This is a genomic window from Actinomyces gaoshouyii, assembly GCF_002076915.1.
Classification (GTDB): domain Bacteria; phylum Actinomycetota; class Actinomycetes; order Actinomycetales; family Actinomycetaceae; genus Actinomyces; species Actinomyces gaoshouyii.
In genome coordinates, this window is the sequence record NZ_CP020468.1 from 218,065 (window position 1) to 242,978 (window position 24,914).

Genomic DNA, 24,914 nt, shown 5'->3' on the forward strand with positions numbered 1-24,914 from the left:
GAGCGCCTGAGGCAACTCGTTTCGCCCACGCCTGAGCGATCTGCTCATGGGCTCAAGGGCTCGGCCGCTGCCGAGCCCCGAGACCCACCGGACCCGGGACCATCATCGAGTGCATCTGGACGAAGAACCCCGATGCCGGTCATCATCCTGCGCGCCCCGACCGGCCCTTCTCTCACAGGTCGTCGACTTCGATGATCTCGTAGGCATATCCCTGCTCGGCGAGGAAGCGCTGGCGGTGGGCGGCGAACTCCTGTTCCTTCGTATCGCGCGCGACGACCGTGTAGAAGTGGGCCTGGCGGCCGTCGGACTTGGGGCGCACGATGCGCCCCAGGCGCTGCGCCTCCTCCTGGCGCGAGCCGAAGGAGCCGCTGACCTGCACGGCCACCGAGGCGCCGGGCAGATCGATGGAGAAGTTGGCGACCTTGGACACGACGAGCGTGGTGACCTGACCGGCGCGGAAGGCGTCGTAGAGGCGTTGGCGCTCGCGCACCGTCGTCGCCCCCGTGATGAGCGGAGCCCCCAGGTGCTCGGCGATCTCCTCGAGCTGGTCGACGTACTGGCCGATGACGAGCGCGCTCTCACCGCGGTGGCGCGCCAGGAGCGCCTCGACGACGCCGACCTTGGCGGGCGCGGTCGCGGCCAGCCGGTAGCGGTCGGGCGCCTCCGCCGTCGCGTAGACCATCCTCTCGCCGGCGTCGAGGCTCAGGCGCACCTCGGTGCACACGGCCGGCGCGATCCACCCCTGGTTCTCCAGGTCCTTCCAGGGCGCGTCGTAGCGCTTGGGGCCGATGAGGCTGAACACCTCGTCCTCACGCCCGTCCTCGCGCACGAGCGTCGCCGTCAGCCCGAGACGACGGCGCGCCTGGAGGTCCGCTGTCATGCGGAAGACCGGGGCGGGCAGCAGGTGCACCTCGTCGTAGACGATGAGGCCCCAGTCGTGCGCGTCGAGCAGGTCGAGGTGCGGGTAGACGCCCTTGCGGCGGGTGGTGAGCACCTGGTAGGTGGCGATGGTGACCGGGCGGATCTCCTTGCGCGAGCCCGAGTACTCGCCGATCTCATCGGCGGTGAGGGAGGTGAAGCGGATGAGCTCCTCCTTCCACTGGCGCGCCGAGACCGCGTTGGTGACGAGCACGAGCGTCGTCGTCGAGCTGCGCGCCATGCAGGCGGCGCCCACGAGGGTCTTACCCGCTCCGCAGGGCAGGACGACGACGCCGCTGCCGCCCGCCCAGAAGGCGTCCACCGCCTGCGCCTGGTAGGGGCGCAGGGCGAAGGCGCCGGGGGCGTGCGCGGCGGCCGCGGCCGGGTCGTCCGCCAGGGTGATGGGGTGCTTCTCGCCGTCGACGTAGCCGGCGAGGTCCTCGGCGGGCCAGCCCAGCTTGATGAGCGCCTGCTTGAGGCTGCCGCGCTCGGAGGGGTGGACGATGACGTCCTCGGGGGACAGGCGCTCGCCGAGCATGCCCGCGGTGCGCTTGGAGCGCATGACCTCCTCGAGCACGGGCACGTCCATGGCGTGCAGCACGAGCCCGTGCACCGGGTCGGACAGCAGCTGGAGGCGGCCGTAGCGGCCCATCGTCTCAGCGACCTCGGTGAGCAGGGAGTGGGGGACCGGGAAGCGCGAGTAGCTGATGAGGACGTGGACGACCGTCTCGGGGTCCAGCCCGGCGGCGCGGGCGTTCCACAGCGCCAGTGGCGTGATGCGGTAGGTGTGGACGTGCTCGGGGGCACGCTCGAGCTCGGCGAAGGGGGCGATCGCGCGGCGGGCCTCGTCGGCGGCCGGGTGGGCGACCTCCAGCAGGACGGTCTTGTCGCTCTGGACGATGAGGGGTCCGTCGGGCAGGTCGGGTGTGGCGGGCATGGGGGGAGTATCGCCCTGCCGGCGCCGTAGAGGGGACGAGTGCTCACCGACGGCGGCGGTGCCGGCCGCTACTCCCCGTGCTGGCGGGAGATGAATCCGGCCATGCCCGGGACGGTGAAGGCGATGACGCCGTGGTCGGGCGCGTACACGATGCCCTTGCGGATGAGGGAGTTGCGGACCCCGCTCTGGCTCTGGATGGTCCGGTCCAGCCGGCTGGCGACCTCGCCGCTGCCGATGCCGTCCTCGCCCTCGGGGCACATGGCCCGCAGGTAGCGCTTCTCCGCCTGGGTCGTGCGGTCCCAGCGGGCGCGGAAGAACCCGTTGTCGAGCTGGGTCAGACCCGAGGCGACGCCGAGCTCGGCCGCTCGGCGGTCGATGCGCCTGTCGGATGCGGCGTCCCACGCCTCCTGCCCGAACTGCTGGATGAAGTACGGGTAGCGCCCGGAGCGGTCCACGACGTGCGACAAGGCGTCGTCGTCCCACGTCACGCCCTCCGCCTTGGCGGGATCGGCGAGCGCTGCGGCAGCGCCATCCGGGTCGAGGCGCTCAACCTTGACGAACCGGAACCGCTCAGAGTAGGACCGCGCCTCTGAGAGCGTCTGCGGGAGGCTGGGAAGACCCGCGAGCGCGAAGAGCACCGGCCAGTCGTCCTGGGCCGCGGCGTGGGAGACGGCCGCCACCGTGGTGAGGTCCTCGGCTGAGAGGTCCTGCGCCTCATCGATGAGGAGCGCGAGCCCGCCGCCCTCTTCCGCGGCCGCGAGCGAGACGTCCTTGAGGATCTTCTTGAGATCGGTCTCAAGCACTCCCGAGTCGGCGCCGCCGCCGCTCTGCCCGCTCAGGTCGATGCCGAAGGACCATGAGCCCGTCTGGTCGTAGGAGGCCTTGAAGGACAGGGCGGTCTTGAGGGCGCGCAGCAGGCGCGTGCCGGCGGCGGGGCGCGCGAGGTCGCTCAGGGGGCCGTACAGCCCCTCGCCGACGATCTCGCGAAGGCCCCTGCTGGTTCCGGCCTCGACCTGGACCGTGATCCACTCGCGCTTGTCCGCATCGTGGCGCAGGCGGGTGAGGAGGACGGTCTTGCCGACTCCTCGCAGCCCGTAGAGCACGAGCGGTTGGTCCGTCGTCCCGCGCTCGGCGCGGCGCAGCATGACGTCCCAGACGCCGATGACGTCATCGCGTCCCACGAGCGCGGCGGGACGACGGCCTGCTCCGGGAACGTAGGGGTTGAGCACGGGGTCCATGACGCCCTCCGAATCTGTAGGCCTACTAGGTGAGTGTAGTGTGTTCAGATACGCGTATATACGGGTACATACACGTGTATACGTGTCAATATTCCTGTAGACGTCGGGGACGCGGGGTGGGGTGGCGCGGGGCTGTACCGTTGGTGGGATGAGCAGTGAGGAGACGCGGCGGCGCGCGGCGAGCGCACCAGTCCCGGCGACGGTGGAGGACCTGGCCGCGCGCCTGACCGCCCTGCCCGACCGCGAGATCGCCGACCTCCTCCTGGCCCGCCCGGACCTGCTGTCCCCGCCGTCCTCCTCCTTCACCGCGCTCGCGGCCCGCGCCGCCGGGCGAACCAGCACCGATCTCGCCCTCGCCCAGCTCGACGCGGCCGCCATCGTCGTCGCCGAGGGCCTCGTCATCCCCGTCCTCGGGCAAGCAGGGCCCGTCGGCACTGCCGGCTCCGACGACCTCGCCGCACTCCTCGCCGATCGACTGTCCCTGCCCCTCGAGACCGTCGCCGACCGGCTCTCCCAGCTCTCCCGCCTCGCCCTGACGATCTCGAACCGGCCCGCCCCCGGCCTCGCCGAGGCCCTCGCGCCCGGCACCGCCTCCTGGCCCCCGCCCGCCGAAGACCTCACCGGCCCCAGCCCCGACTCGCTGACCATCATCGAGCCCCGGACCATCGCCGCCGAGTCCGCCCAGCACGCCGAGGAGGCCGTCCGCCTCGTCACCGCGCTCCTGCGCGAGTGGTTGCGCGAGCCGGGCCCCCTCCTGCGCACCGGCGGCGTCGGCGTGCGCCCCCTGGCCCGCACAGCCGGGGCCCTCGGCCTGGCCCCTGCCCAGGTCGCCACCATTGTCGAGATCGCCGCCGCCGCGGGCCTCCTCGGCCTCGACGACGACGGGGCTGCCTGGCTCCCCGCAGCCCCCGCCCTGGTCTGGCTCTCCCATGGCGACGCCCCGCCCCTGCCCGAGCGCTGGGCCGCCCTCGCCACCGCATGGGCCTCCAGCGCCCGCACTCCGTGGCTGGTCGGCAGCCGCAGTGAGGATGGCGTCCTGAGAGCAGTGCTCGGCGACGCCGCCGAGGCCCCCTGGGCCCGCTCCCTGCGGCACCGCATCCTGCACCTCCTGGCCACGCTGCCCGACGGCGCCTCCGCCACTCCCGGCTTCGTGCGCGCGGCCCTCACCGCGGCCCGCCCCCGCCGCCCCATCCCCGAGGGTGCCATCACCGCGATCCTCGCTGAGGCCGAGCTCCTGGGGATCACAGGTGCCGGAGCGCTCTCGCGCGCGGGCCGCGCCCTGGCCGAGCACGCGTTCCCGGGCGCCGATGCGGATCCGGCCTCCCTGGGCGTCCTGGAGGACGCGCTTGCCGCCGACCTGCCCGAGCCGGTGCCCATGCTGCTGCTCCAGTCCGACCTCACCGCGATCGTTCCGGGCCGTCCCGTCGCGCCGCTCGCCGCCCTGCTCGAACGCAGCGCCGTTGTCGAATCGCGCGGCGGCGCCCTCACCCTCCGATTCACCCCCGACTCCGTGCGCGGCGCCCTCGACGCGGGTTTGAGCGCCACCGAGCTCCTCGACGCGCTCGGCGCCTACAGTCCCGTCCCCCTGCCGGGGGCGCTGGAGGCCCTTGTTGAGGACGCCGCCCGCCGCCACGGGGCGATCCGCGTGCGGCCCATCGCCTCGATCCTGCGCGTCCCCGACCCGGCCACTGCTGCGGGCCTCCTCACCGAGTCCCGGCTGGCCGGCCTCGGCCTGAACGAGGCCGCCCCCGGGATCATCACCGCGACCGCCAGTGCCGGGCAGGTCCTGCGCGAGCTGCGGGCCACGGGGCTCGCGCCCGTCATGGAGGACGGGCAGGGCCGCCTCGTCATCGACGGCGCCGCTCTCGCCCCGGGCGGTGCCGATGGTGCGCGCGGCCGGGGCGCCGCGCCCGAGCCCACCCGGCCGGGCCACGTCATCGCCTCCCGACGCCGCGCCCCCACCAACCGGGAGCTCGCCGTCATGGTTGGCAGGATGCGCGCCGGCCAGGAGGCCCTCGCCGCCGCCGGGCCGACCGTTGTCGCGAGTGACCCCGTCCACGCCCTGGCCGTCCTGCGGCAGGGGCAGGCCAACCGCTCCCTGCTGCGCCTGCGTCTGGCGGGACCCGACGGTGAGGTCCAGGAGAGGACGGTGCGGGTGCGCGCCGTCGAGCCCGGGCGGGTCAGGCTCGCCGACGTCGTGCGCGAGACCGAGGTGACCGTCGCCATCCACCGCATCGTCTCCGTGGAGCCGATCAGCCGGGACTGACCGGCGCCCACGTCCCTGGGAGGGCGCCCCGCGACGGGCCCGCCGGCGGGCGGGGCGTGGACACCCCCTCTACACTGGGGCGCGTGACTGGAACCGAGAGCGCCGTGGCCGGTGCGACCTCCCCCGAGATGAGCGCGACTCCGCAGAGCCCCGAGGCCCCCGAGGTCCCCCGGGGAAGCATCGGGACCGCCAGCGACCCCGCCACCGCGGCCCTGGTCCGCGGGGGCTCGCTGCCCACGGCGTCCCAGGCCGCTCTCGCCGCCAAGGACCGCACGCTGACCAGTGCGACCGCCGTCGAACTCGCGCGGGCCGCCCTTATGGAGATCACGATCCCCGAGACCATCGGGGCCCACACGGCCGCCCGCGCGGACGCCGAGCGCCTCGTCACCCATCTCTTCGAGTGCACCCTGGCCGGCTACCGCGGCTGGCGCTGGGCCGTCACGATGAGCCGCTCGCCGCGCTCGCGGACGGCCACCGTGGTCGAGCTCGAGCTGCTGCCCGGCGAGGACGCGCTCCTCGCCCCCGTGTGGGTGCCCTGGGCGGACCGCCTGGCCCCCGGGGATGTCGGCCGCTCCGACCGGCTCCCCCTGCGAGAGACCGACGAGCGTCTCGAGCCCGGCTGGGAGGCCACCGGCGACGAGGAGGGGGACAGGGTCGCTCTCGATGAGCTGGACCTCGGGCGCGCGCGGGTCCTCAGCCCCGAGGGCGTCCAGCGCGCCGCCCAGCGCTGGTACGACGGCGACCACGGCCCCCACGCCGACGGCGTCCGCAAGGCCCACGCCACGTGCTCCACATGCGGCTTCTTCATCCCCATGACGGGGCCCTTCCGGCAGGCCTTCGGGATCTGCGCCAATGAGTGGGCCCCCGACGACGGCGCCGTCGTCTCCCTCGACCACGGCTGCGGCGCCCACTCCGAGACCGATGTGCCCGACCAGGGGCCGGAGTGGCCGGTGGCGCCCTCCCGCGTCGACGAGGGCCGCATGGAGGTCGTCGCCTCCGACGGCCGGGACCTGCGCGGTGGTGTCTCATTGGATGAGGTGGCCGAGGAGGGCCCTCCGGCTGGGGGAACGGCGGGGCCCGTCGCCGAGCGATCCGCCGAGGAGGCGGCCGGGCCCGCCGCCGACGAGGCCCCGCAAGCCCCGGGCCCCGTCGGCGTCGCACCCGGGGCCGAGACCCGGGCGCCCGTGGGCGATGATGAGCCGGGGCCCGCCGGCACCGGCGAGGATCGCGCCGTCTCCGCGCGCGACGCCGTCGCGGGTCTGGCCGCCGAGCTCGGCGCGGAGCGCTCCACCGGGCCCTCGGGCGGGCCCGATGCCGAGGATGAGGCGGCTGACTCAGTGACCCCCCTGACCAGCCTTGCCGACCTCGAGGCCCTCATGCCCACCCGCGCCTGAGCCCCCGCCGACCCCGCTCATGAGCGCGGCGACGTCGTCGGGGAAGGGGAAGCTGCCGGGGCGGTAGTTGCAGGAGGCGTCCTCCGCATGGAGATCGCCGGTCATGTTGTAGGCGCGCGCCCGACTGCCGCCGCACACGGCCTTGTACTCGCAGGCCCCGCAGCGGCCCTTCAGCAGACCCGGGTCGCGCACGCCGGTGAACACCTCGGAGCGGCGGTAGATCTCAGTCAGCGAGGAGTCGCGCACGTTCCCTGCGCTCTTCTCCAGGAAGCCCGAGGGCGTCACCTCCCCGGTGTGGGAGACGAACACGAAGCCGCTGCCCGAGCTCACGGTGATCGGCGGGCGCCGCCGCCGGGGCCCCGAGTCGAGCCCGAGCTCGGCGATGCGCTCACGCAACTGGCGGTACAGGGGCCCGTACCCCATGATCCGCATCATCTCCTCGTCGGTGACGCCCCGATCGGCGAGGACCTGGCGCTGGAGGCACACGCGCCGGAAGTGGTGCCCCTCGGTGGTGCGCACGGGGACGGCCTCGCCCATGTCGTAGAAGGCGCCGAGCACGTCCTCCACCTCATCGGCGTCCAGAGCGCCCAAGTCGATGCCGCGCCCCGTGGGCACCAGGAGGAATCCGGACCAGGTCATCGCCCCGTGCTCGCGCACCAGGGCGGCGATATCCGGCAGCTCATGGACGTTGTGGCGCGCCACCACGGAGTTGATCTGCACCTTCATCCCCAGCTCGCGGGCGGCCTCCCAGCCGGCGATCGTGCGGTCGAAGGTGCGCTCCAATCCCCGGAAGGCGTCGTGCGTGGCGGCCGTGGCGCCGTCGATGGACAGGGAGATGGCGCCGACACCTGCCTCCTGCAGCTCGGAGAGCGCCTCCTTGGTGAGCTTGTCCGTCCCCGACGGCGAGAGCGCCACATGCAGTCCCAGTTCCGTCCCGTAGGCGGCCAGCTCGGCCAGGTCCGGCCGCTCGAAGCAGTCGCCCCCGGTGATGATGAAGATGACGGCGGGCCTGCCGAAGGCGGCCGCCTCGTCCATGAGCGCCTTCGCCTCATCCAGGCCCAGTTCGAGGGGGCTGCGCAGTGGGATGGCCTCGGCTCGGCAGTGGCGGCAGGCCAGGGCGCAGGCGCGAGTGGCCTCCCAGGTGACGAGCATCGGGCGCTGGGCGGGGTCATGGCGCTGGACGCGCACCGGCCGGGCGGAGGGGCGCCGGGCGGGGGCCGCGGGCGACGGCGTCATGCCAGCCCCTCGATCGGCTCGCCCGCGGGTGAGGCGGCCACGATTCCGGCGTTGCGCACGATCCGCTCCATCGCGCCCACGGGTCGTCCGCCCGCGCCATGCGGGGTGAGGATGAGGTTCGGGGCGTCCCAGAGCGGGGAATCGGCCGGGAGCGGCTCCGGATCGGTGACGTCCAGGCCGGCGGCGGCGATCCTCCCCTCGTGCAGCGCGGCGTTCAGGGCCGATGCGTCCACCGTGGATCCCCGTCCCGTGTTGACCACGATAGCGCGCCGCGGCAGCAGGGCCAGCCGCCGGGCATCGAGGGCCCCGGCCGTGGACGGCGTGGCGGGCAGGATCATGACGAGCAGGTCAGTGGTGGGCAGGGCGGCGTCGATGTCGTCCACGGCGATCACCTTGTAGCCCGCCCGCGTTCCCGCGCTGCGGGCCACCCCGCGCACGTGGGCGCCGACGGCACTCAGCAGCCGCGCGGTGGCCTGGCCGATCGCGCCGAAGCCCCAGATGAGCGCGCGGGCGCCGATGAGGGTGGTCAGGCGGTCGGGATCGTGCAAGGGCTTCGCCCCGCCGAGCTCATGGGCCCACCGGTGCTCGTGCTGCGCCGCCAGCGCCCGGGGCAGGGATCGCGCGCAGGCCAGGGCGAGGGCCAGCGTGTGCTCGGCCACCGTCGCGTCGTGGAAGTGCCGCCCCGTGGTGATCGCGACGGAGTCGGGCAAGCCCGCGGCGAGGATGGCGTCCGGCCCGGCGGCGAGGGTCTGGATCCAGCGCAGGCTCGTCATGTAACCGGCCATCTCCCGCAGAGTCGCGAAGGCCCGAGCGCCGCCCATTCCCCACAGGATCATCGCCTCCGCATCGCGGTGCTCGGGAGGGACCGGAGCGGTCTCATCGAAGACGACCACCTCGTGGCCGTCGGCGCTCAGAGGCGATGGATCGAGGTGGGAGGTGGCCGTGAGCAGGATCTTCATGGGTCCATTATGGTTCGCCCGCGCCGCCGTCGGCTCCTGACACGGTGTCGTGGCCGCCTCCGGGGTCTGCGACAATGGGGCAGCGTGAGCACCACTTCGCCCGGGCGCACCGCGCCCTCCCGCCCCGCCCCCTCCGCCTTCCTGCCGGCTCTCGACCGCTTCTTCCGCATCACCGAGCGCGGCTCGACCGTCGCCCGCGAGCTCCGCGGCGGCGTCGTCACCTTCTTCACGATGAGCTACATCCTCGTGCTGAACCCGCTCATCCTCGGCAGCGCTCTCGCGGGCGACGGCGATGTGACCAGCGCCAAGGCGAAGATCGCCGCCGGCACCGCGCTCATCGCCGGGGTCATGACGATCCTCATGGGCGTCGTCGCCAACTACCCGCTGGCCATGGCCGCCGGGCTCGGCATCAACGCGATGGTCGCCTACACGATCGTCGGCAATCACGGCATGACCTTCGCCGACGCCATGGGCATCGTCGTCATCGAGGGCGTCATCATCCTCATCCTCGTCCTCACCGGCTTCCGCGAGGCCGTCTTCCGGGCCGTCCCGCCCTTCCTGCGCACCGCCATCAGCGTGGGCATCGGCCTGTTCATCGCCCTCATCGGGCTGGTGGACGCCAAGGTCGTGCGCGCCGGCGGCACGCCCCTCGAGCTCGGCCTGGGCGGCTCCCTCAAGGGCTGGCCCGTCATCGTCTTCCTGCTCGGCCTGTTCCTGACCGTCATCCTGCACATTCGCAAGGTCCGCGGCGCCATCCTCATCGGCATCGTCAGCGCCACGCTCCTGGCCGTCATCATCGAGGCCGTCCAGGGCCTGGGCGCCTTCGAGGAGGGCTCCAACCCCACGGGCTGGGCGCTGAGCGTCCCCTCGTTGAGCGGCAGCCCCGTCTCCGTGCCGGACCTGTCGGGCCTGGGCCACTTCTCCCTGCTGGGCTCCTTCGAGAAGGCCGGCGCCGTGTCGATCGTCCTGCTCGTCTTCTCCATGATGCTCGCCGACTTCTTCGACACGATGGGCACGATGGTGGCCATCGGCGCCGAGGGGGGCCTCCTCGACGAGGACGGCAACCCTCCGCGCACCCGCGAGATCCTCGTGGTGGACTCCGTGGGCGCCATCGTCGGCGGCCTCGGCGCGGTGTCCTCCAACACCTCTTACGTGGAGTCCGCGGCGGGCGTCGGAGAGGGTGCGCGCACGGGCCTGGCGAACGTCGTCACCGGGGCCCTGTTCCTCACCTCGGTCTTCCTGTCGCCGCTCGTCGCGATGGTCCCCTACGAGGCGGCCACCCCCGCGCTCGTCGTCGTCGGCTTCCTCATGATGACCCAGGTGGCAGACATCGATTGGAAGCGGCCCGAGCTGGGCATCCCCGCCTTCGTGACCATCATCATGATGCCGTTCTCCTACTCGATCACCAATGGCATCGGGGCGGGCTTCCTGACCTACGCGCTCGTCGAGATCGCCGTCGGCCGTGCGCGCCGGGTCCACCCGCTCATGTGGTTGACCGCGGCGCTGTTCGCGGTCTACTTCACGATGGCGCCCATCAAGGAGATCCTCGGCCTTGCCTGAGCCGGCCAGCACTGCCAGCACGACCCCGGGGTCCTCCGCGCTCGCGGAGGACCCCGCCTGGTCCGAGCAGGGCCGTACCTTCGCCTCCCTGCGATTCCACAACTACCGGATCTGGTTCTTCGCCGCCCTCGTGGCCAACACGGGCACCTGGATGCAGCGGGTCGCCCAGGACTGGCTCGTCCTGCGCATCCTCACCGACGACTCGGCCACCGCCACCGGCATCACCACCGCGCTTCAGTTCCTCCCCGCCCTCCTCCTGTCCGCCCACGCCGGGCTCGTCGCGGATCGCGTCGATCAGCGGCGCTTCCTCATCGCCACCCAGTCGGCGATGGGGCTGGTCTCCCTCGTCCTGGGGCTGGCGGTCATCTCCGGCCATGCCCGGCTCTGGCACGTCTACCTCGCGGCCCTGGCCTCTGGCGCCGCGGCCGCCTACGACGCCCCGGCCCGCCAGAGCTTCGTGGCGCAGCTGGTCCCGGCCGGCTCGCGGGCCAACGCGATGGGCCTCAACGCCGCCTCCTTCAACGCTGCCCGACTCCTGGGCCCGGCGTCGGCGGGCGTCGTCATCGCCTGGGTCGGAGCGGGCGTCGTCTTCGAGATCAACGCCGCTAGCTTCCTGTTCCCCGCGCTCGCCCTCATCCTCATGCGCGGTGACGAGCTCCGGCCCGTCGCCAGGGTCCCTCGCTCCAAGGGCCAGTTGCGCGAGGGCCTGGCCTGCGTCCGGCACCGCACCGACATCCTCGTCATCATCGGCGTCGTCACGGTCGTGTCGACCTTCTCCCTCAACTTCCAGCTCACGATGGCCGCCATGGTGCGCAGTGTCTTCCACCTGGAGTCCGACGCCTACGGCACGGTCTCCTCGGTCTTCGCAATCGGATCGCTCGCGGGCGCCCTGTGGGCGGCCAGGCGTCGCTCCCCCCGCGTGCGCACCGTGGTGACGGGCTCCTTCTTCCTCGGGCTGTTCACCATCGTGATGGCGCTCATGCCCACCTATATCGCCTTCGCCGTGGCGACCATCCCGGTGGGCCTGTGCGTGCTCACCGTTCTGACCGGCGCGAACCAGGCAATCCAGCTCTCCGTGCCCGATGAGGTGCGCGGCAGGGTCATCAGCATCTACATCATCGCCCAGCTGGGGACGACCCCGATCGGCGCCCCCATCATGGGAGGCCTCGCCGACGCCTGGGGCCCTCGGGCCTCCCTGCTCGTCGGGGGAGCGGCAGCCGTCCTGGTCTCGGTGGCGGCGCTGGTGTGGACGCGCCGCCGCTGGCGCCTGGAGCTGGCCCACTCATCGACACGCCCCTACCTGCGCATGACGGGTCCGCGCGAGCGCTCCGCCGCCGGGGGCGTCCCCGAGCAGCCCCCGGCGGGCGGCGCTCCGGGGTCCGCGCGCGAGTGACCGATATCCTTCTCCCAGTCCCCGCGCCCGACGAGAGGGGCGGCGCGAGGGCCTGGCCGCCCGTGTGGGCGGGAAACCGTCGTCGCAGGAGGCGCGAGCGCATATGAGCGAGCTCATCGACACCACCGAGATGTACCTCAAGACCGTCTACGAGTTGGAAGAGGACGGCGTCACCCCTCTTCGCGCGCGGATTGTCGATCGTCTCGACCACTCGGGCCCCACGGTCTCCCAGACGGTGGCGCGCATGGAGCGCGATGGGCTCATCAGGGTCACGGAGGACCGCTCGCTGGAGCTCACCGAGGAGGGTCGGCGCCGGGCCACGGAGGTGATCCGCAAGCACCGCCTTGCTGAAAGGCTGCTGCTCGACGTCGTCGGCGTCGATCGGCGCTACATCCACGACGAGGCCTGCCGCTGGGAGCACGTCATGAGCGAGAGGGTCGAGGACCGGCTCGCCGAGATCCTCGGGGACGTGGCCTCCGATCCCTTCGGCAATCCCATCCCCGGCAGGCGGGCCGACCACCCCGCGCCGGGGGAGGACGAGGCGAGCGCCGACCGCGTGGCCCGCGACGGCGTCGGATCCGCCGTCGTGCGCCGGATCGGCGAGCCGATCCAGGCCGACGCCGAGCTCCTGGGCCTGATGGAGGACGCGGAGATCCGCGCGGGCGCCCGCGTGGAGCTGCGCGGATCGGCCGGGGGCGTGCGCATCGTGGGGCCCACGGGCATGCCGATCGTGCTGCCGGCCGATGTCGCCCGCCACCTCTTCCTGGAGCAGGGCGCTCCCGCGCGCTGAGCCCGGGCCATTGATCGCCCCCGGCCGTCGTCGATCGGGCCATCAGTGGGCCCGACCGGGGTGAATGCGCCTATGAGACCCCTAGGAGAGGGATGCCACACGGGGCTGCGGCCCTCAAGGCTTCACTCTTGCGCGGAACTTCGACTAGTGTCGGCGGTGCAGCCGATGCCCCGGTTGCGGAGAGATGGGCGGAGCCAAACCCTGTCGGCGCCTCTCACTCCTGATTCCCACCCAGATCACCGGCAGGGACGGGGGAACCATTTCCCGGATGAGACGAGCATCGCTCAACTCAATCCTCGGGGTGAATCCCGCCTCGGCGGGTAGGGCGTCTCCAGCCCGAACCCGACAGCTAACCTCGACGGCTTCCAGGAGAAATACCAGTGACTTCCAGCGTCAAGGCACGCCACCGCAAGGCCACTCGACCGATCACCCCGTTGTCGAGCACCGGTCCGGCCGCACGTCGCGGCCTCGCCGTCGTCGCGACCTCCGGTCTGGCCCTCACCATGATCGCCTCCGGCGCCAACGCCGCGAGCGACTCCGCCCAGCTCGACGAGTCCGCCGGCTCCCTCGGTGAGAATGTCGGTACCGCCGCTCTCGCTGCTCCCGCGCAGGAGGCCGTTATCGCCAACGCGGCCGTCGAGGTCGCCAGCGACGTCCAGGTCGACGGCTTCAACCACGCCGCCGAGGCCGTCGCCGCCGAGGCCCCGGCCCCGGCTCCGACCCCGACCGCTGAGGCGGCTTCGGAGGCCACCAAGGCCCCCGCCGCTGAAGAGACCGCCACCGCCGAGGCCACCCCGGCCGCGACCGCTAAGGCCACTGCCGCCGAGGCCGCCGCCCCGGCCGCCCCCACCTCCGGTAACTCCATCGTGGGTCTGGCGATGGCCCAGGTCGGCAAGGCCTACGTCTACGGCGCCGGGGGCCCCAGCGCCTTCGACTGCTCGGGTCTCGTCTCCTACGTCTACGCCAACGTCGCGGGCGTCAGCCTTCCGCACTCCTCCGGCGCTCTCCGGTCGGCCGGTACCGTCATCTCGGCCTCCGAGGCTCAGCCCGGTGATGTCCTCTGGTGGCCCGGCCACGTCGCGATCTACGCCGGTGGCGGCATGATGGTCTCGGCCGAGTCCGAGAGCGTCGGCGTGCAGTACTTGGCCGTCCGCGGTGGCGCCACGTACCTCCGCTTCTGAGCGGTCCTGCTGCCGGGCCATCCCGGCTCACATCCTCCGTCTCGGCCCCGCTCCTCCCGTGGGAGTGGGGCCGAGACGTCTCATGCGGCGACGCTCTCACAGCGAAGCAGGTCATGCCGGAGTGCCTGAATGTGCCCCTGAGCTGGTCAGAATCCCTTGGAATGGTAGGGAAAGAGGGGTGTTCCTGTGCGGCAGGTCACGATCATGTTGTTGATCTTCCCGTGACTCGCCCGTCAGCGCTCCGGTAGCCTCTCAGGTGTCGCGGGGCTTCCCCCTCGCGGCGCCCGAGCCGGGGCCCAGTCCCATCGTCCGGCCCGGGCTGGCGAACAACCAGCGATGGGGACGGGGGAACCGTTTCATGGGTCGCGACCCTGATCGCGGCCCTCGGGGTGAGTCCCGCTCGGCGCGGGTAGGGCGTCTCCAGCCCGAACCCGACAGCTAACCTCGGCGGCCATAGGAGAGGAATATGACTACCCATTCCCAGGCGCGCCACCGCGCCGCCACGCGTCCCGCGACTCCCCTGGCCGAGGTCGCGCCCGCCACCCGCCGCGGTCTCGCGCTGGCCGCCTCCTCCGGCCTGGCCCTGACCATGGTCGCCTCCAGTGCCGCCACCGCCTCGGTCGCAGAGCCCGCCCAGGCCTCCGCGGGATCCCTCGACCCCTCCGGTCTCAACTACCTCGCCCTTGACGCTCACGCCGCCGTGACGACCAACGCTGCGATCGTCGTGGGGACCGATGTCCAGGCCGACACCTTCAACCGCGCCTCCGAGGCCGCTGAGGCCGTCGCCACTGAGGCCCCCAAGCCCGTCGTCGAGGCTCCCTCCCCCGAAGCCGACCAGGCGCCGGCCGCCCAGCCGGAGCGAGGTGCGGCCCGGGAGGCCTCCCCGGCCCAGCAGTCCACCGCTCAGGCGGCCCCGGCCGTCCAGGCACGGCCCGCTGCTCCCGCCGCATCCGCCTCCGGCTCCAGCATCGTCTCCATCGCCATGCAGTACGTGGGCACTCCCTACGTCTACGGCGGCTCCTCGCCCTCGGGCTTCGACTGCTCCGGCCTCGTCCAGTACGTCTACGCCCGGGCCGGCATCAGCCTGCCCCGCACCTCCGGCGCTCAGGCCGCTGCGGGCACCGCCGTCTCCATGGCCGAGGCCCGGCCCGGTGACATCGTCTACTACGGCTACCACGTCGGCATCTACGCCGGCAACGGCATGATGATCGACGCCGGCAACGAGTCCACCGGCGTCGTGTACCGCGAGATCTGGGGCAGCCCGACCTCGTTCATCCGGATCGGCTGACGCCGGCTCGGATCTCGGCCACCACTTCGAGGGGGGCGACCGCCACGGCGGTCGCCCCCCTCGGCGCGCCTGGCGTGCCACGGCTGCTGAACCTCCCCGTCGTGTGCTGCGCCACAGGTATGCTGGGGGCACCTGGTTCGCCGGACCCCGGAGGACCGGGACGTCCGATGGAAAAGGCAGGGAACCATGGCTGAAGACAAAGTCGTCCTCGTTGGCGTCGACGGATCGCCCGAGTCTCTCGGCGCTGTCGACTGGGCGGTCGCCCGCGCGGCGCGCGAGGGATGGAGGGTCCACATCCTGTGCGCCTACTCTCTTCCGTCCTTCACCGCCGCCTCGCTCGACGGCGGCTATGCGGCCTTGGATGACAGAGCGATACGCGCCGGCGCCCAGGCGGTCGTCGACGAGGCCGTCGCCCGCGCCCAACAGGCCGGCGTCGCGGTGACCAGCTCGCTCGAGACGGGCGACCCCGCCGGTGTGCTCGTGGACCTCTCCGCCGATGCCGCCCTGGCCGTCGTCGGCACCCGTGGTGGCGGCGGTTTCGCCGACCGCCTGCTCGGAACCGTCTCCTCCGCCCTCCCCGCGCATGCCAAGTGCCCCACCGTTATCGTTCCCCGCCACACCACCGGCGCAGCCTTCACCCCGGTCAAGAGGATCGTCGTCGGCGTGGACGGCTCCGGCTCCGCCCACAAGGCCGTGCGCCGGGCCGTGCGCGAGGCCGAGGCCTGGGACGCCGAGCTCACCGCAGTGGCCGCCGTGCCCATGAGCACCGGCAGCGGGGCGCTCGCATGGCTGCCGGCCGCCGTGGACCGCCAGCAAGTCCTCGCCGACGTGCGAGCCGGCCTCGACCACGCCGTCGCCGAGGCCCTCGAGGGCCACTCCGGGGTGGCGGTCAGCCGCCACGCGCTGGACGGCAATGCCGCTGAGCTCCTCGCCGAGTTCTCCACGGCCGTCGACCTCGTTGTCGTCGGCTCGCGCGGCCGCGGTGGCTTCGCGGGACTCCTCCTGGGCTCGACGAGCCAGGCGGTGCTCTCGCACGCGGCCTGCCCGGTGATGGTGGTGCCCGCCCGCGCCAAGGACGACGACTCGGCGGTCACCCGCTCGAACGTCCCCTGGGAGCGCGCCTGAGCGAGCAGGGCACGCCGGTCCCCGGTTGGCACGGCACGCTGGTAGGCTTGCCGCGCCCCGCCCTCGTAGCTCAGGGGATAGAGCACCGCTCTCCTAAAGCGGGTGTCGCGCGTTCGAATCGCGCCGGGGGCACGTGAAACCCTGCTCTACCAGGGGTAACGGATCGGGGTCTCGAGTCGCGGAAGCGCTCGCGGCCTCGATCCGTGCTTTTCCGCATCTCCTTGGCTCAAAGCCTGCCTTCCGCCGCAGGACTTGCCGACGTGCTCCGGGGCGCGTCCGCAACCACGAGCCGCGTCCGCATTCCGCCATCGCCATCGCCGAGCACCTGCTCGTGCGCTGACGCGGCGCCACCCCGGGGCGCCTCGGGCAGGAGCGCGCCGGGCGCGGATATTGTCGGAGCATGGCGCCTTCACTCTTCTCCTTCGGCCGCGCTCGGCACCGCGCGGGCCACGCAACAGGCGATCGTGTGGGCACCGCCGAGGGGCGCGCCAACGGGGACGGGCGCGAGTCGCGCATCCCCAGCACCATCACCCCCCAGCCAGCGCCGATGACGCCGGAGGCTCCCGTCCCCGCGTCCCCCACGGACCTCGACGACGCCAGTCGGGCCCGCGTGGAAGCCGCGCTCGCGGGCTGGAGAGAGGAGCTCGTCGGCCTCGGGGGAGTGGCCAGTCTCGACGACGTCTCCCTGCTCGACGGCGCCGTCGACCTCACCGCCGCCCACCCCTCGGGACTCGCCCAGCTCTACGCCGGGCGCCCCACCCCCCTGTCCAGCCTCATCCGGGAGCCCACCGCCCTGGCCGCCGCCCGCACGTCCGTGCGCAAGGTCGCCGGGCGCACCGACGTCCTGGCCAGGCAGTTCGGCGTCGCCCCCGTGTACCTCGCCATCGGGGTCGCGACCTGGACTGAGACCATCCGGGACGAGTCCCGGCGCACCGGTGCCGCGGCGGCCGACGGCGCTGGGAGCGCCGAGAGCGGTGCTCCAGGCGGGGCCGGCGACTTGGACGTCGACCGTGATGCCGAGACGCCCCGCCATGAGATCTCCGACCCCGTCCTCGCCTCGGCCCTGGAGAGCGCGCTCTCCTCACGGCCGGCGGGCCCCCCGGGAACCGTCCGCACTGTCAACGCCCCCGTGCTCATGCGACCGGTCCGCCTGTCCAGCGCCTCCGCGGACGCGACCATCGCCGTCGACCCCTCCATCGAGGTCAACCCGATTCTCTCACGCGCCCTGCGACGCTACGGATCGACAGCCGACATCCAGGCCCTGGCCCGCGGCGCCCTGACCGCGGAGGGATTCACGCCGCGCGCCGCCCTGACCCGCATCGCCGCCGCCTGCCGCGACTACCTGCCCGGCTTCGAACTGCACGAGCGGCTCGTCGTCGGCGCCTTCGTCCACCCGGGCCAGGCGCTCGTCGAGGACTTCGACGCCGTCGTCGACCGCGCGCGCCTCTCCGCGATCGTGGCCGCGCTGGCCGGCGTCGAGCCCGCTCGGCGGGCCCTCGCCGTCGACCTTCCCGCCCCCTGGCGCGATGACCGCGCCCCCGACGCCGAGCGCGGCGTGGGCGATCTCGACCCCGGTCAGCTCGACGTCGTCGAATCCGTCAGCCTGGGCGCCTCCCTCCTCCTCGACGCGCCCCCCGGATCGGATGTGGCCGCCACGCTGGCCGCCGTCCTCGCTGATGCCGCTGCCACCGGCCGCACCGCCATCCACGTCCCGGCCACGAGCGGGGACGGCCACGCCGTCGCCCGGGCCCTGGAGGACCTCGGCCTGGGGGACCTCGTCGTCGATCTCACTGAGGACGCCAGCTGGCGCCGTCATGCCGCCGAGGCCGTCCAATCCGGGCTCGGCTCCCAGCCGCCCCAGCTCGACGTCCCCGAGATCCTGCGGGTCCGCCAGCGCCTCACCGCCGTGCGCAAGCGCCTGTCCCGCTATGTGACGGCGCTGCACGCGCAGCGCGCGCCCTGGAACGTCTCAGCCTACGAGGCCCTTCAGACACTCGCCGAGCTCACCTCGTCGCGCTCGAGGGCCCGCACCACCGCGAAGATCGTCCCCGGACGACTCGAGCGCCTCGACGACGCCGGGCGCGAGCGCGCCTCCCGCATCCTCCACCGCGCCCACTCCCTCGGGATGCTCAACCCGGTCCAGGCGCCCTCGCCCTGGAGCGGCCTGGCGCTGACCGATCTCGACGAGGTCACAGACGCCCTGGGGCGCCTGGGGCGCCTCGCCGACGACATGCTGCCCGCCGTCGAGACCCACAGCCGCGAGGTCTCCTCCTGCACCGGGCTGCGGCGCGCCACGACGCTGGCCATGTGGTCCGAGCAGCTCGACATGCTCGACGGCGTGCGCGACTCCCTCGACGTCTTCCTCCCCGAGGTCTTCGAGCGCTCCGCCGCCGATCTCGTCATCGCCACGGCCACCAAGCGGTGGCGCGAGGAGCGCAGCATCGTCATGAGCGGCTCCGCGCGCCGTCGCTTCACCCGGCAGGCCAAGGACCTCGTGCGCCCCGGCCGCGTCGTCGAGGACCTGCACGCCGAGCTCGTCAAGGTGCAGCGACGTCGCGAGGAGTGGCGCCGCCACGATCCCGACGGCGGCTGGCCCACCCTTCCGCAGGGCTTGGACGAGATGCGCCGTACCTGTGAGCGCGCCATGAACGCCCTCACCGAGCTCCAGCCCCTCCTCGACCGCCATGACGGCTCCCCGGCGCTCGTGGACACGCCTCTCGCGGACCTGACCGCCCGTGTGCGGGCCCTCGCCGATGATCCGGAAACCGCGCAGGCCCAGCCCGAGCGCAACCGGACGACCATCGCCATCGACGAGCTGGGCATGGGCCCGCTCGTTGCGGACCTGCGCGCCCGCCAGGTGAGCGATGACGAGCTCGATGACGAGCTCACCTACTGCTGGTGGTCCTCCGTCCTCGCCCAGGCTCTCCGGGAGGACCCGGATATGGGAGGGCTGGACGCCAAGGCCCTCGATGAGCTCTCCAAGAGCCTGCGCCGGCTCGACGCCGCCCAGTCCGCCTCCCTGTCCGGCCCCGTCGCGCAGGCCTGCGCCCACCGGGTGCGCGCCGCCGTCGAGGCCGACAAGCAGCAGGCCCGCTCCCTGTACATCGCCCTGTCCAAGGACGACGGCGTCCCTCTGCGCGACATCCTCGACGCCCATCCGGTGGCCTGGCTGGCTCGCCCCATCTGGATCGTCCCGCCGACCCTCGTGCCGCAGGTGCTCGCTCCCAGCGCCGTCGTGGACTTGGCGATCCTCGACGCCTCCGCGAGCATGCCGGTCGCCCAGGCCCTGCCGGCCCTCGTGCGCGCCGAGCAGGTCCTCGTCATCGGGGATCCGCGCCGCGCGGAGAGGGGACTCGCTGCTGAGCTCGGGCCGCTCCTGCCCTCGGTGACCCTCCCCACGGGCCGCAACCAGCTCGATGCCGGGATCGCCTCCTTCCTCACCTCCAACGGTTATGAGGGCATCGTCGAGGTGATCCCGGGGCCGCCGGGCGAGCCCACCCTGTCCCTCATCCGCGTCGATGGTCGCGGCATGCCAGCGCCCGGCAAGAGTGCTGTGGAGACCGTGCCTGACGAGGTGGATCAGGTGGTCGACGTCGTTGTCGAGCACGCGCTCACCCGCCCCGGCGAGAGCCTGGGAGTCATCGCCCTCAACACCCGCCACTCCGACGAGATCCGCCGCGCGGTGGCCGTGGCGGCTTCCGAGTACCCAGCCCTGGACGACTTCTTCTCCGCCGGCGTCAAGGAGCCCTTCACGGTCATCGACCTGCGTGAGGCCCGATCCCTGCGCCGCGACCGTGTCATCCTCTCCGTCGGCTTCGCGAAGACCCCGCACGGGCGCACCATTCACACCTTCGGTGAGCTTGGCGAGCAGGGCGGCATGGTCGCTCTCGTTGAGGCCCTGTGCGCCTCCCGGGGCGCTACGACCGTCATCTCCTCCATCGGGGCCGAGGACCTCGATCCCGATCGGCTGCGGGCGCCCGGCGCCAAACTGCTGCGCGAGGTGCTCGCCCGCGCCGCCGGGGGAGGGACCCCCGTGGGCCCGGCGGAGAACGGCGAGCCCGATCGCCTCCTGGTGGATCTCGCCTGGCACCTGTGGCGCAAGGGGCTCGTGGTGGTCCCCCAGTGGGGCGCCGACGGCGGCCCCCGCATCCCCTTGGCCATCGGCCACCCCGACTACCCCGAGGAGCTGTTCGTCGCCGTCCTGACCGATGACGACGACTACGTGGCCGAGCCGAGCCTGCGCCGCCGCGACCGGCACTGGGTGGAGCGCCTCGAGCACCGCGGCTGGCGGGTCCACCGCTCCTTCTCCGCCGGGGTCTTCGTCGACCCGGAGGCCGAGGCCCGCACCATCGAGATCATGATCGCTGAGATCCTCGATGAGCGCTCCGCCGCCCAGGCCCGCCCGGAGGACCCCGAGCTTCCCGAGCTCCCCGAGCGCATCGATGATGCCGGAGGCCAGGGCGCCGCCGTGGCCGGCGAGGCGGAGGCGGCGCCCGCTCCCCGGCAGGCCTCGCCCGCCAGCGCCATTGTCCCAGGCGCGCCCGCGGGGGCCGCCCGGGCGCAGGGCCGCACGGCTCGCCCTCCGATCGCGCAAGGGCTGCCCCTCCAGGCTTATTCCGACGATGAGCTCGATGACCTCGTCGCCTGGATCCGCTCCGATGGGCTGGCGCGCAGCGAGGAGGAGGAGCTCGTAGAGCTCCGCGATGCGCTCGCCCTCACCCGCCGGGGGACCGGTGTGGACGCCGTTCTCGGCAACGCCGTGCGGCGGGGGCGATGAGCGCCTCCGCGGCCGGCCGGCCTCGCAGGCGCCGAGTGGTCCTGCTCTCCCCTCAGGACGCCGCGCGGGTGGCGCGTGGCGAGATGACTGAGGAGGATGCCGAGAATGCGCGGCGCCGTGGAATCGATGCCCTCAGCGAGGCCCGCGCCCGCAGGGAGGACGTGTCGGGCGGCGGCAGCGCCAACGATGCGCGCCTGCGCGCCGAGGTTCCGCCCCACTGGTCCTAACCTCCGTCCCTCGCTTCTCTTCTCCTTTCCCTCCCGCCGAGACCGGTCGAAAATAGGAGCGAGACCGGTCCGCGGACCGGTCTCGCTCCTATTTTCGACCGGTCTCGCGAGAAAGGGGAGCGGATGGCGCTGAGCCCCGCCGACCGGGTGGTCGACGGGGCTCAGCCTCCGTTGGGAATGCGCGGCGCTGGGCGACGGCGGCTATTCCCCTCAGTGGTTGCGGGCGGCGAGCAGGTCGCGGATCTCGCCCAGCAGCTGGACGTCGGTCGGCTCGGCGGGCTTCTCGTCGTCCTGCTTCTTCTGCAGGGCCTTCATCCTGTTCATCGGGACGACGATGCAGAAGTAGACGGCGAGGGCGACCAGGAGGAAGTTGATGAGCGCGGTGAGGATCGTGCCGGGCTGGATGTAGGTGTCCGAGCCGCTGTCGATCTTGAACTGAAGAATGGAGTCGAAGTTCGGGGAGCCGACGATCTGGCCAACCATGTCCAGGATGACCTTGGTGATCGAGTCGACGATGGGCTTGAAGGCGCCGCCGATGATGACGGCGACGGCGAGCTCCAGGGCGTTGCCCTGAGCAATGAACTCCTTGAATCCCTTGATCATGAGGGGAGAACCTTTCGGTGAGTGCGCGCCCCGCAGGGGCGACAGGCGCGAGGCCGGGACGATGATCGACAGCCGGTTGGCTGCATCGGGCAGTCGGCGCCGGATGAATATACCGACGGATCACTGATCATCTCGACTGTGATGAGGTCGTCAGGGGCTCAGCGCGAGACCGAGGGCGCCCTGCGTTGCCGCACCGACGACAAGGGTAGCGGTGTCCGCCGGAACGGCAAGTTCCACTACTGTGACCTTATTCCCTGAAAGAAACCTTGGAGTATCGCCTTCCGCTGTGGTACCGATGACCCGTGCGCCGGGGCAGAGAACCCGGGTTCTCTCGCCCGTTGAAGTCTGCGACGGTGCGGAATCGCCCGCCTGATCGCGAGGAGCGGCGGGGATCGCGGGCGCGCTTGTGGTGGCGGCTGGGCTCTCGCCGATGATGTCGACGATCGCGCCCGGTTCCGCCAGCGAACCCCCCACCTCGATGGGGACCTGGACGATCCGCTCGCCGTCGCCGATCCCCCGGGCGCGCGCCGAGCTCGTCATCGATTCCGTGAGGACGGTGCCCTCCTCCAGGCGGATCGCCGCCCTGCTCCCGATAATGCTCTCGTCCGCCTTCCCCCGGGTCGGCAGCGCCGCCCCTGGGATCGAGCGCCGCTCCACGTCGTCGGCCTCGATTCGCTCCCCGGCGCCGATGGCCCGGGCGACGACCAGCGCGCTGCCGTCCGCCTGTGGCGAGGGACGGAGCACGGAGAGAGCGAGCAGCACGGCTGCCCCCACGCATGCGGCGACGACGAGGTGGCGCGCCCTCCACAGGAGCAACGATGGGCGAGCGGCGGGGGAGCGGTCGAGGCGCGGGTGAGGGCTCATGGCCCCAGGGTGGGCCGTTCATCCCAGTGGCGGTTCCCCTCGTCCACAGGGCGCGGCGGCGGCTAGGCGCACGCCCGCCCGTGGTTCACGGGCTCCGGGACGGCCGCGCGAACCGCCTCCCCCGCAGGCCCGTCAGGACCCGGAGGCGAAAACGGAGCGCTTCAGGAGGAACCATTGCTCGGGTGTGATGACGGCGTCCACTCGCTGGTCGTGCGGCTCAGTGGGGAGCGGGGATGGGGTGAGCTCATCGTCGTAGACCATGGCGAGCACGAGCGCCCCCTCGCGCCTCAGCGGCAGGACACGGTCGTACCAGCCGCCGCCCTGACCGAGGCGGTTGCCGGCGCGGTCAATGGCGAGCGCGGGGATGAGGAGGGCATCGACGTCGGCGACCGCCTCCGCAGGCAGGGGATCGCCCCCTGGCTCGGGAGGGCGCCCCGGCGCGCGCTCGGCCAGGTCGGCGGTACCCGTGAAGCGCCCCCAGCAGCGGGACAGGTGCGGTCCCAGGACGGGCAGGAGGACAACGCGGTCCTCGACCTCCAAGTGCTCCAGGAGCAGGCGCGTGCATGGCTCGTTGCCCACTGAGACGTAAGCGGCGATGGTCCCCATGCCCTCGACGGCCTGGAGGGCGTGCTCCATGAGGGCCTCGCAGGCGGGGCTGTGCCCCGCGTCGGGGTGGGGGTGCTGCCCGCAGCGCTGCTGACGCAGGATATGGCGCCATCGGTCCTTGTCATGACTGCTCTCCAGTCCTGCGGGGGCAGGGAGTGCGCGCGCCTGGGAACTCACTCCTCGATTCTCTCAGGTTCTCCTCCATTCCGGGCGCGCCGGGCCGTCCCTGGGATGGCGGGGCCGTCCCATGAGGGTAGCCTGGCCGCCTGGAGCCGCAGGCCTCACCCCGGTGCCGCCCCGAGATCCCGGGACCTGCGGGCAGGGAGGAACCCATGAGAACCGTCGCCGAGCACCTCGCATCGTGCCTCGAGATCGCGCAGGCGGCGCCGCCGCTCGACGTCGTCCTTCTCGACGCCGTCGGCTGCGTCCTGGCGGAGGACGTCGTCGCGGAGTTCGACCTTCCCGGTGCGGACCTGGCCAGCCTCGACGGCTACGCGGTGCGCGCCGCTGATATCCGGGGCGCGACGGCGAGCGAGCCCGCCCGCCTCGACGTCATCGACGCCGTGCGCGCCGGCGACACCAGCAGCGCCCGGCTCGTCCCCGGCACCGCCATGCTCATCGATTCCGGCGCCCCCCTGCCCGTCGGTGCCGACGCCGTCGTCCCCTGGATCGAGACCGACCGCGGGACCCAGCGGGTCGAGGTCCGCTCTGTCGTCGTCGAGGGGGAGAACGTGAGGCGCCGCGCCGAGGATGTGGTCGCCGGGACGACGGTCCTGCCGCAGGGCTCGCGCGTGTCCGCCCGGCAGATCGCGCTCCTGGCCGGGGTGGGGCGGCTGCGCGTCAAGGTGCATCCCGCGCCGCGCGTCGTCATCGTGTCCATCGGCGACGAGCTCGTCGAGCCCGGCTCGCCGGGCCGGGACGGCAGCGTCTACGACGCCAACGGGCACGCCCTGGCCACCGCCGTCACCGATGCCGGCGGGCGGGCCTTCCGCGTTGCGGCCGTCCCCGACGAGCTCGGCGCCCTGACCGAGACCCTCGAGGATCAGCTCGTGCGCGCCGACGTGCTCATCACCACCGGGGGCCTGTCCGTGGGACAGGGGGACACCGTCAAGGAGGCCCTCGCTCCCCTGGGCTCGGTGCGCTTCGACGCCGTCGCCATGAGCCCCGGGCGCCAGCTCGGCGTCGGTACCGTGGAGGGCACGCCGATCTTCTGCCTCCCCGGGGATCCCGTCAGCGCTCAGATCGCCTTCGAGACCTTCGTGCGGCCCGTGTTGCGAGAGATCGCCGGCTGGCAGGGGCTCCATCGCTCGAGTCTGCCGGCCGAGATGACGCGGGGGTGGGCCTCGCCCGCCGGCAGGAGGGAGTTCGTTCCCGTGCATCTGACCGGCTCGCCCTCCAGCGGCTACCGCGCCGAGCCGACGGCGGAGCCCGGCACCACTCGCCTCATGGGCCTGGCGCGGGCCAATGCCATCGCCGTTGTCCCCGAGGAGGCGCGCAGCGTCTCGGCCGGGGACACACTCCACTGCCTCCTCCTCGACGCCTGATGTCCGTC

The 24,914-nt window shown here is 72.7% G+C and carries 18 protein-coding genes, 1 tRNA gene and 2 riboswitches; of the genes, 12 read left to right on the forward strand and 7 right to left on the reverse strand.

What is annotated here, in order from left to right:
- Positions 1 to 172: 172 nt before the first annotated feature.
- The gene (locus B6G06_RS00855; protein ID WP_081170484.1) at positions 173 to 1,855 is read right to left on the reverse strand and encodes a DNA repair helicase XPB; all 1,683 of its coding nucleotides are present in this window, start codon (positions 1,853 to 1,855) and stop codon (positions 173 to 175) included.
- A gap of 68 nt (positions 1,856 to 1,923) precedes the next feature.
- Positions 1,924 to 3,093: an ATP-binding protein gene (locus B6G06_RS00860; protein ID WP_080462831.1), complete on the reverse strand. Its 1,170-nt coding sequence runs from the start codon at positions 3,091 to 3,093 to the stop codon at positions 1,924 to 1,926.
- Between the two features lie 148 nt (positions 3,094 to 3,241).
- Between B6G06_RS00860 and B6G06_RS00865 the strand changes: the two genes are divergently transcribed.
- Both B6G06_RS00865 and B6G06_RS00870 read left to right on the forward strand, forming a co-directional pair.
- The gene (locus B6G06_RS00865) at positions 3,242 to 5,359 is read left to right on the forward strand and encodes a helicase-associated domain-containing protein (RefSeq protein ID WP_081170487.1); all 2,118 of its coding nucleotides are present in this window, start codon (positions 3,242 to 3,244) and stop codon (positions 5,357 to 5,359) included.
- Between the two features lie 83 nt (positions 5,360 to 5,442).
- Positions 5,443 to 6,753, forward strand: coding sequence for a DUF3027 domain-containing protein (locus B6G06_RS00870; protein ID WP_240494071.1), 1,311 nt, complete (start codon positions 5,443 to 5,445; stop codon positions 6,751 to 6,753).
- Here B6G06_RS00870 and B6G06_RS00875 read toward each other — a convergent pair.
- Both B6G06_RS00875 and B6G06_RS00880 read right to left on the reverse strand, forming a co-directional pair.
- A complete protein-coding gene (locus B6G06_RS00875; RefSeq protein WP_240494072.1) occupies positions 6,694 to 7,989 on the reverse strand; it encodes a TIGR04053 family radical SAM/SPASM domain-containing protein in 1,296 nt (431 codons plus the stop codon). The two genes, B6G06_RS00870 and B6G06_RS00875, sit on opposite strands and share 60 nt — an antisense overlap.
- Complete coding sequence (locus B6G06_RS00880; RefSeq protein ID WP_080462828.1) at positions 7,986 to 8,948, reverse strand: NAD(P)-dependent oxidoreductase; 963 nt, start codon at positions 8,946 to 8,948, stop codon at positions 7,986 to 7,988. Before B6G06_RS00880 ends, B6G06_RS00875 begins: the two co-directional genes overlap by 4 nt.
- Before the next feature lie 84 nt (positions 8,949 to 9,032).
- Here B6G06_RS00880 and B6G06_RS00885 point away from each other — a divergent pair, with 84 nt between their 5' ends.
- From B6G06_RS00885 to B6G06_RS10385, 9 genes are all read left to right on the forward strand, one after another.
- Entirely contained in the window at positions 9,033 to 10,508 is a 1,476-nt protein-coding gene (locus B6G06_RS00885; protein ID WP_080462827.1) for an NCS2 family permease, read from the forward strand.
- 88 nt (positions 10,509 to 10,596) lie between these two features.
- Entirely contained in the window at positions 10,597 to 11,901 is a 1,305-nt protein-coding gene (locus tag B6G06_RS00890; RefSeq protein WP_240494109.1) for an MFS transporter, read from the forward strand.
- A gap of 103 nt (positions 11,902 to 12,004) precedes the next feature.
- Positions 12,005 to 12,691 carry a metal-dependent transcriptional regulator gene (locus B6G06_RS00895; protein WP_080462825.1) on the forward strand — a complete coding sequence of 229 codons (687 nt, stop codon included), beginning with the start codon at positions 12,005 to 12,007 and terminating at the stop codon, positions 12,689 to 12,691.
- A 219-nt stretch (positions 12,692 to 12,910) separates the two neighbouring features.
- Positions 12,911 to 13,070: riboswitch (cyclic di-AMP (ydaO/yuaA leader) on the forward strand.
- Position 13,071: 1 nt separating this feature from the next.
- Positions 13,072 to 13,872: a C40 family peptidase gene (locus B6G06_RS00900; protein ID WP_081170491.1), complete on the forward strand. Its 801-nt coding sequence runs from the start codon at positions 13,072 to 13,074 to the stop codon at positions 13,870 to 13,872.
- 311 nt (positions 13,873 to 14,183) lie between these two features.
- A riboswitch (cyclic di-AMP (ydaO/yuaA leader) is annotated at positions 14,184 to 14,339 on the forward strand.
- Positions 14,339 to 15,160 (forward strand): C40 family peptidase, encoded by an 822-nt coding sequence (locus tag B6G06_RS00905; protein WP_080462823.1) that lies wholly within the window; start codon positions 14,339 to 14,341, stop codon positions 15,158 to 15,160. It overlaps the preceding riboswitch by 1 nt.
- 186 nt (positions 15,161 to 15,346) lie before the next feature.
- Complete coding sequence (locus B6G06_RS00910) at positions 15,347 to 16,285, forward strand: universal stress protein (protein WP_080462822.1); 939 nt, start codon at positions 15,347 to 15,349, stop codon at positions 16,283 to 16,285.
- 59 nt (positions 16,286 to 16,344) lie between these two features.
- Positions 16,345 to 16,417: transfer RNA gene (locus tag B6G06_RS00915), tRNA-Arg, on the forward strand.
- Between the two features lie 268 nt (positions 16,418 to 16,685).
- Positions 16,686 to 21,062 (forward strand): DNA helicase, encoded by a 4,377-nt coding sequence (locus tag B6G06_RS00920; RefSeq protein ID WP_081170493.1) that lies wholly within the window; start codon positions 16,686 to 16,688, stop codon positions 21,060 to 21,062.
- Positions 21,063 to 21,145: 83 nt separating this feature from the next.
- Positions 21,146 to 21,289, forward strand: coding sequence for a transcriptional regulator (locus B6G06_RS10385; protein ID WP_229657805.1), 144 nt, complete (start codon positions 21,146 to 21,148; stop codon positions 21,287 to 21,289).
- A 210-nt stretch (positions 21,290 to 21,499) separates the two neighbouring features.
- On the opposite strand, the gene mscL is transcribed toward B6G06_RS10385, so the two are convergent.
- From mscL to B6G06_RS00940, 3 genes are all read right to left on the reverse strand, one after another.
- Positions 21,500 to 21,892 (reverse strand): large conductance mechanosensitive channel protein MscL, encoded by a 393-nt coding sequence (gene mscL, locus B6G06_RS00930; RefSeq protein WP_080462820.1) that lies wholly within the window; start codon positions 21,890 to 21,892, stop codon positions 21,500 to 21,502.
- Positions 21,893 to 22,042: 150 nt separating this feature from the next.
- Positions 22,043 to 22,756 carry an SAF domain-containing protein gene (locus B6G06_RS00935; protein WP_081170497.1) on the reverse strand — a complete coding sequence of 238 codons (714 nt, stop codon included), beginning with the start codon at positions 22,754 to 22,756 and terminating at the stop codon, positions 22,043 to 22,045.
- 132 nt (positions 22,757 to 22,888) lie between these two features.
- Positions 22,889 to 23,539, reverse strand: coding sequence for a 5-formyltetrahydrofolate cyclo-ligase (locus B6G06_RS00940; RefSeq protein ID WP_081170499.1), 651 nt, complete (start codon positions 23,537 to 23,539; stop codon positions 22,889 to 22,891).
- Positions 23,540 to 23,694: 155 nt separating this feature from the next.
- Here B6G06_RS00940 and B6G06_RS00945 point away from each other — a divergent pair, with 155 nt between their 5' ends.
- A complete protein-coding gene (locus B6G06_RS00945) occupies positions 23,695 to 24,906 on the forward strand; it encodes a molybdopterin molybdotransferase MoeA (RefSeq protein WP_080462817.1) in 1,212 nt (403 codons plus the stop codon).
- The last annotated feature ends 8 nt before the right edge of the window (positions 24,907 to 24,914 follow it).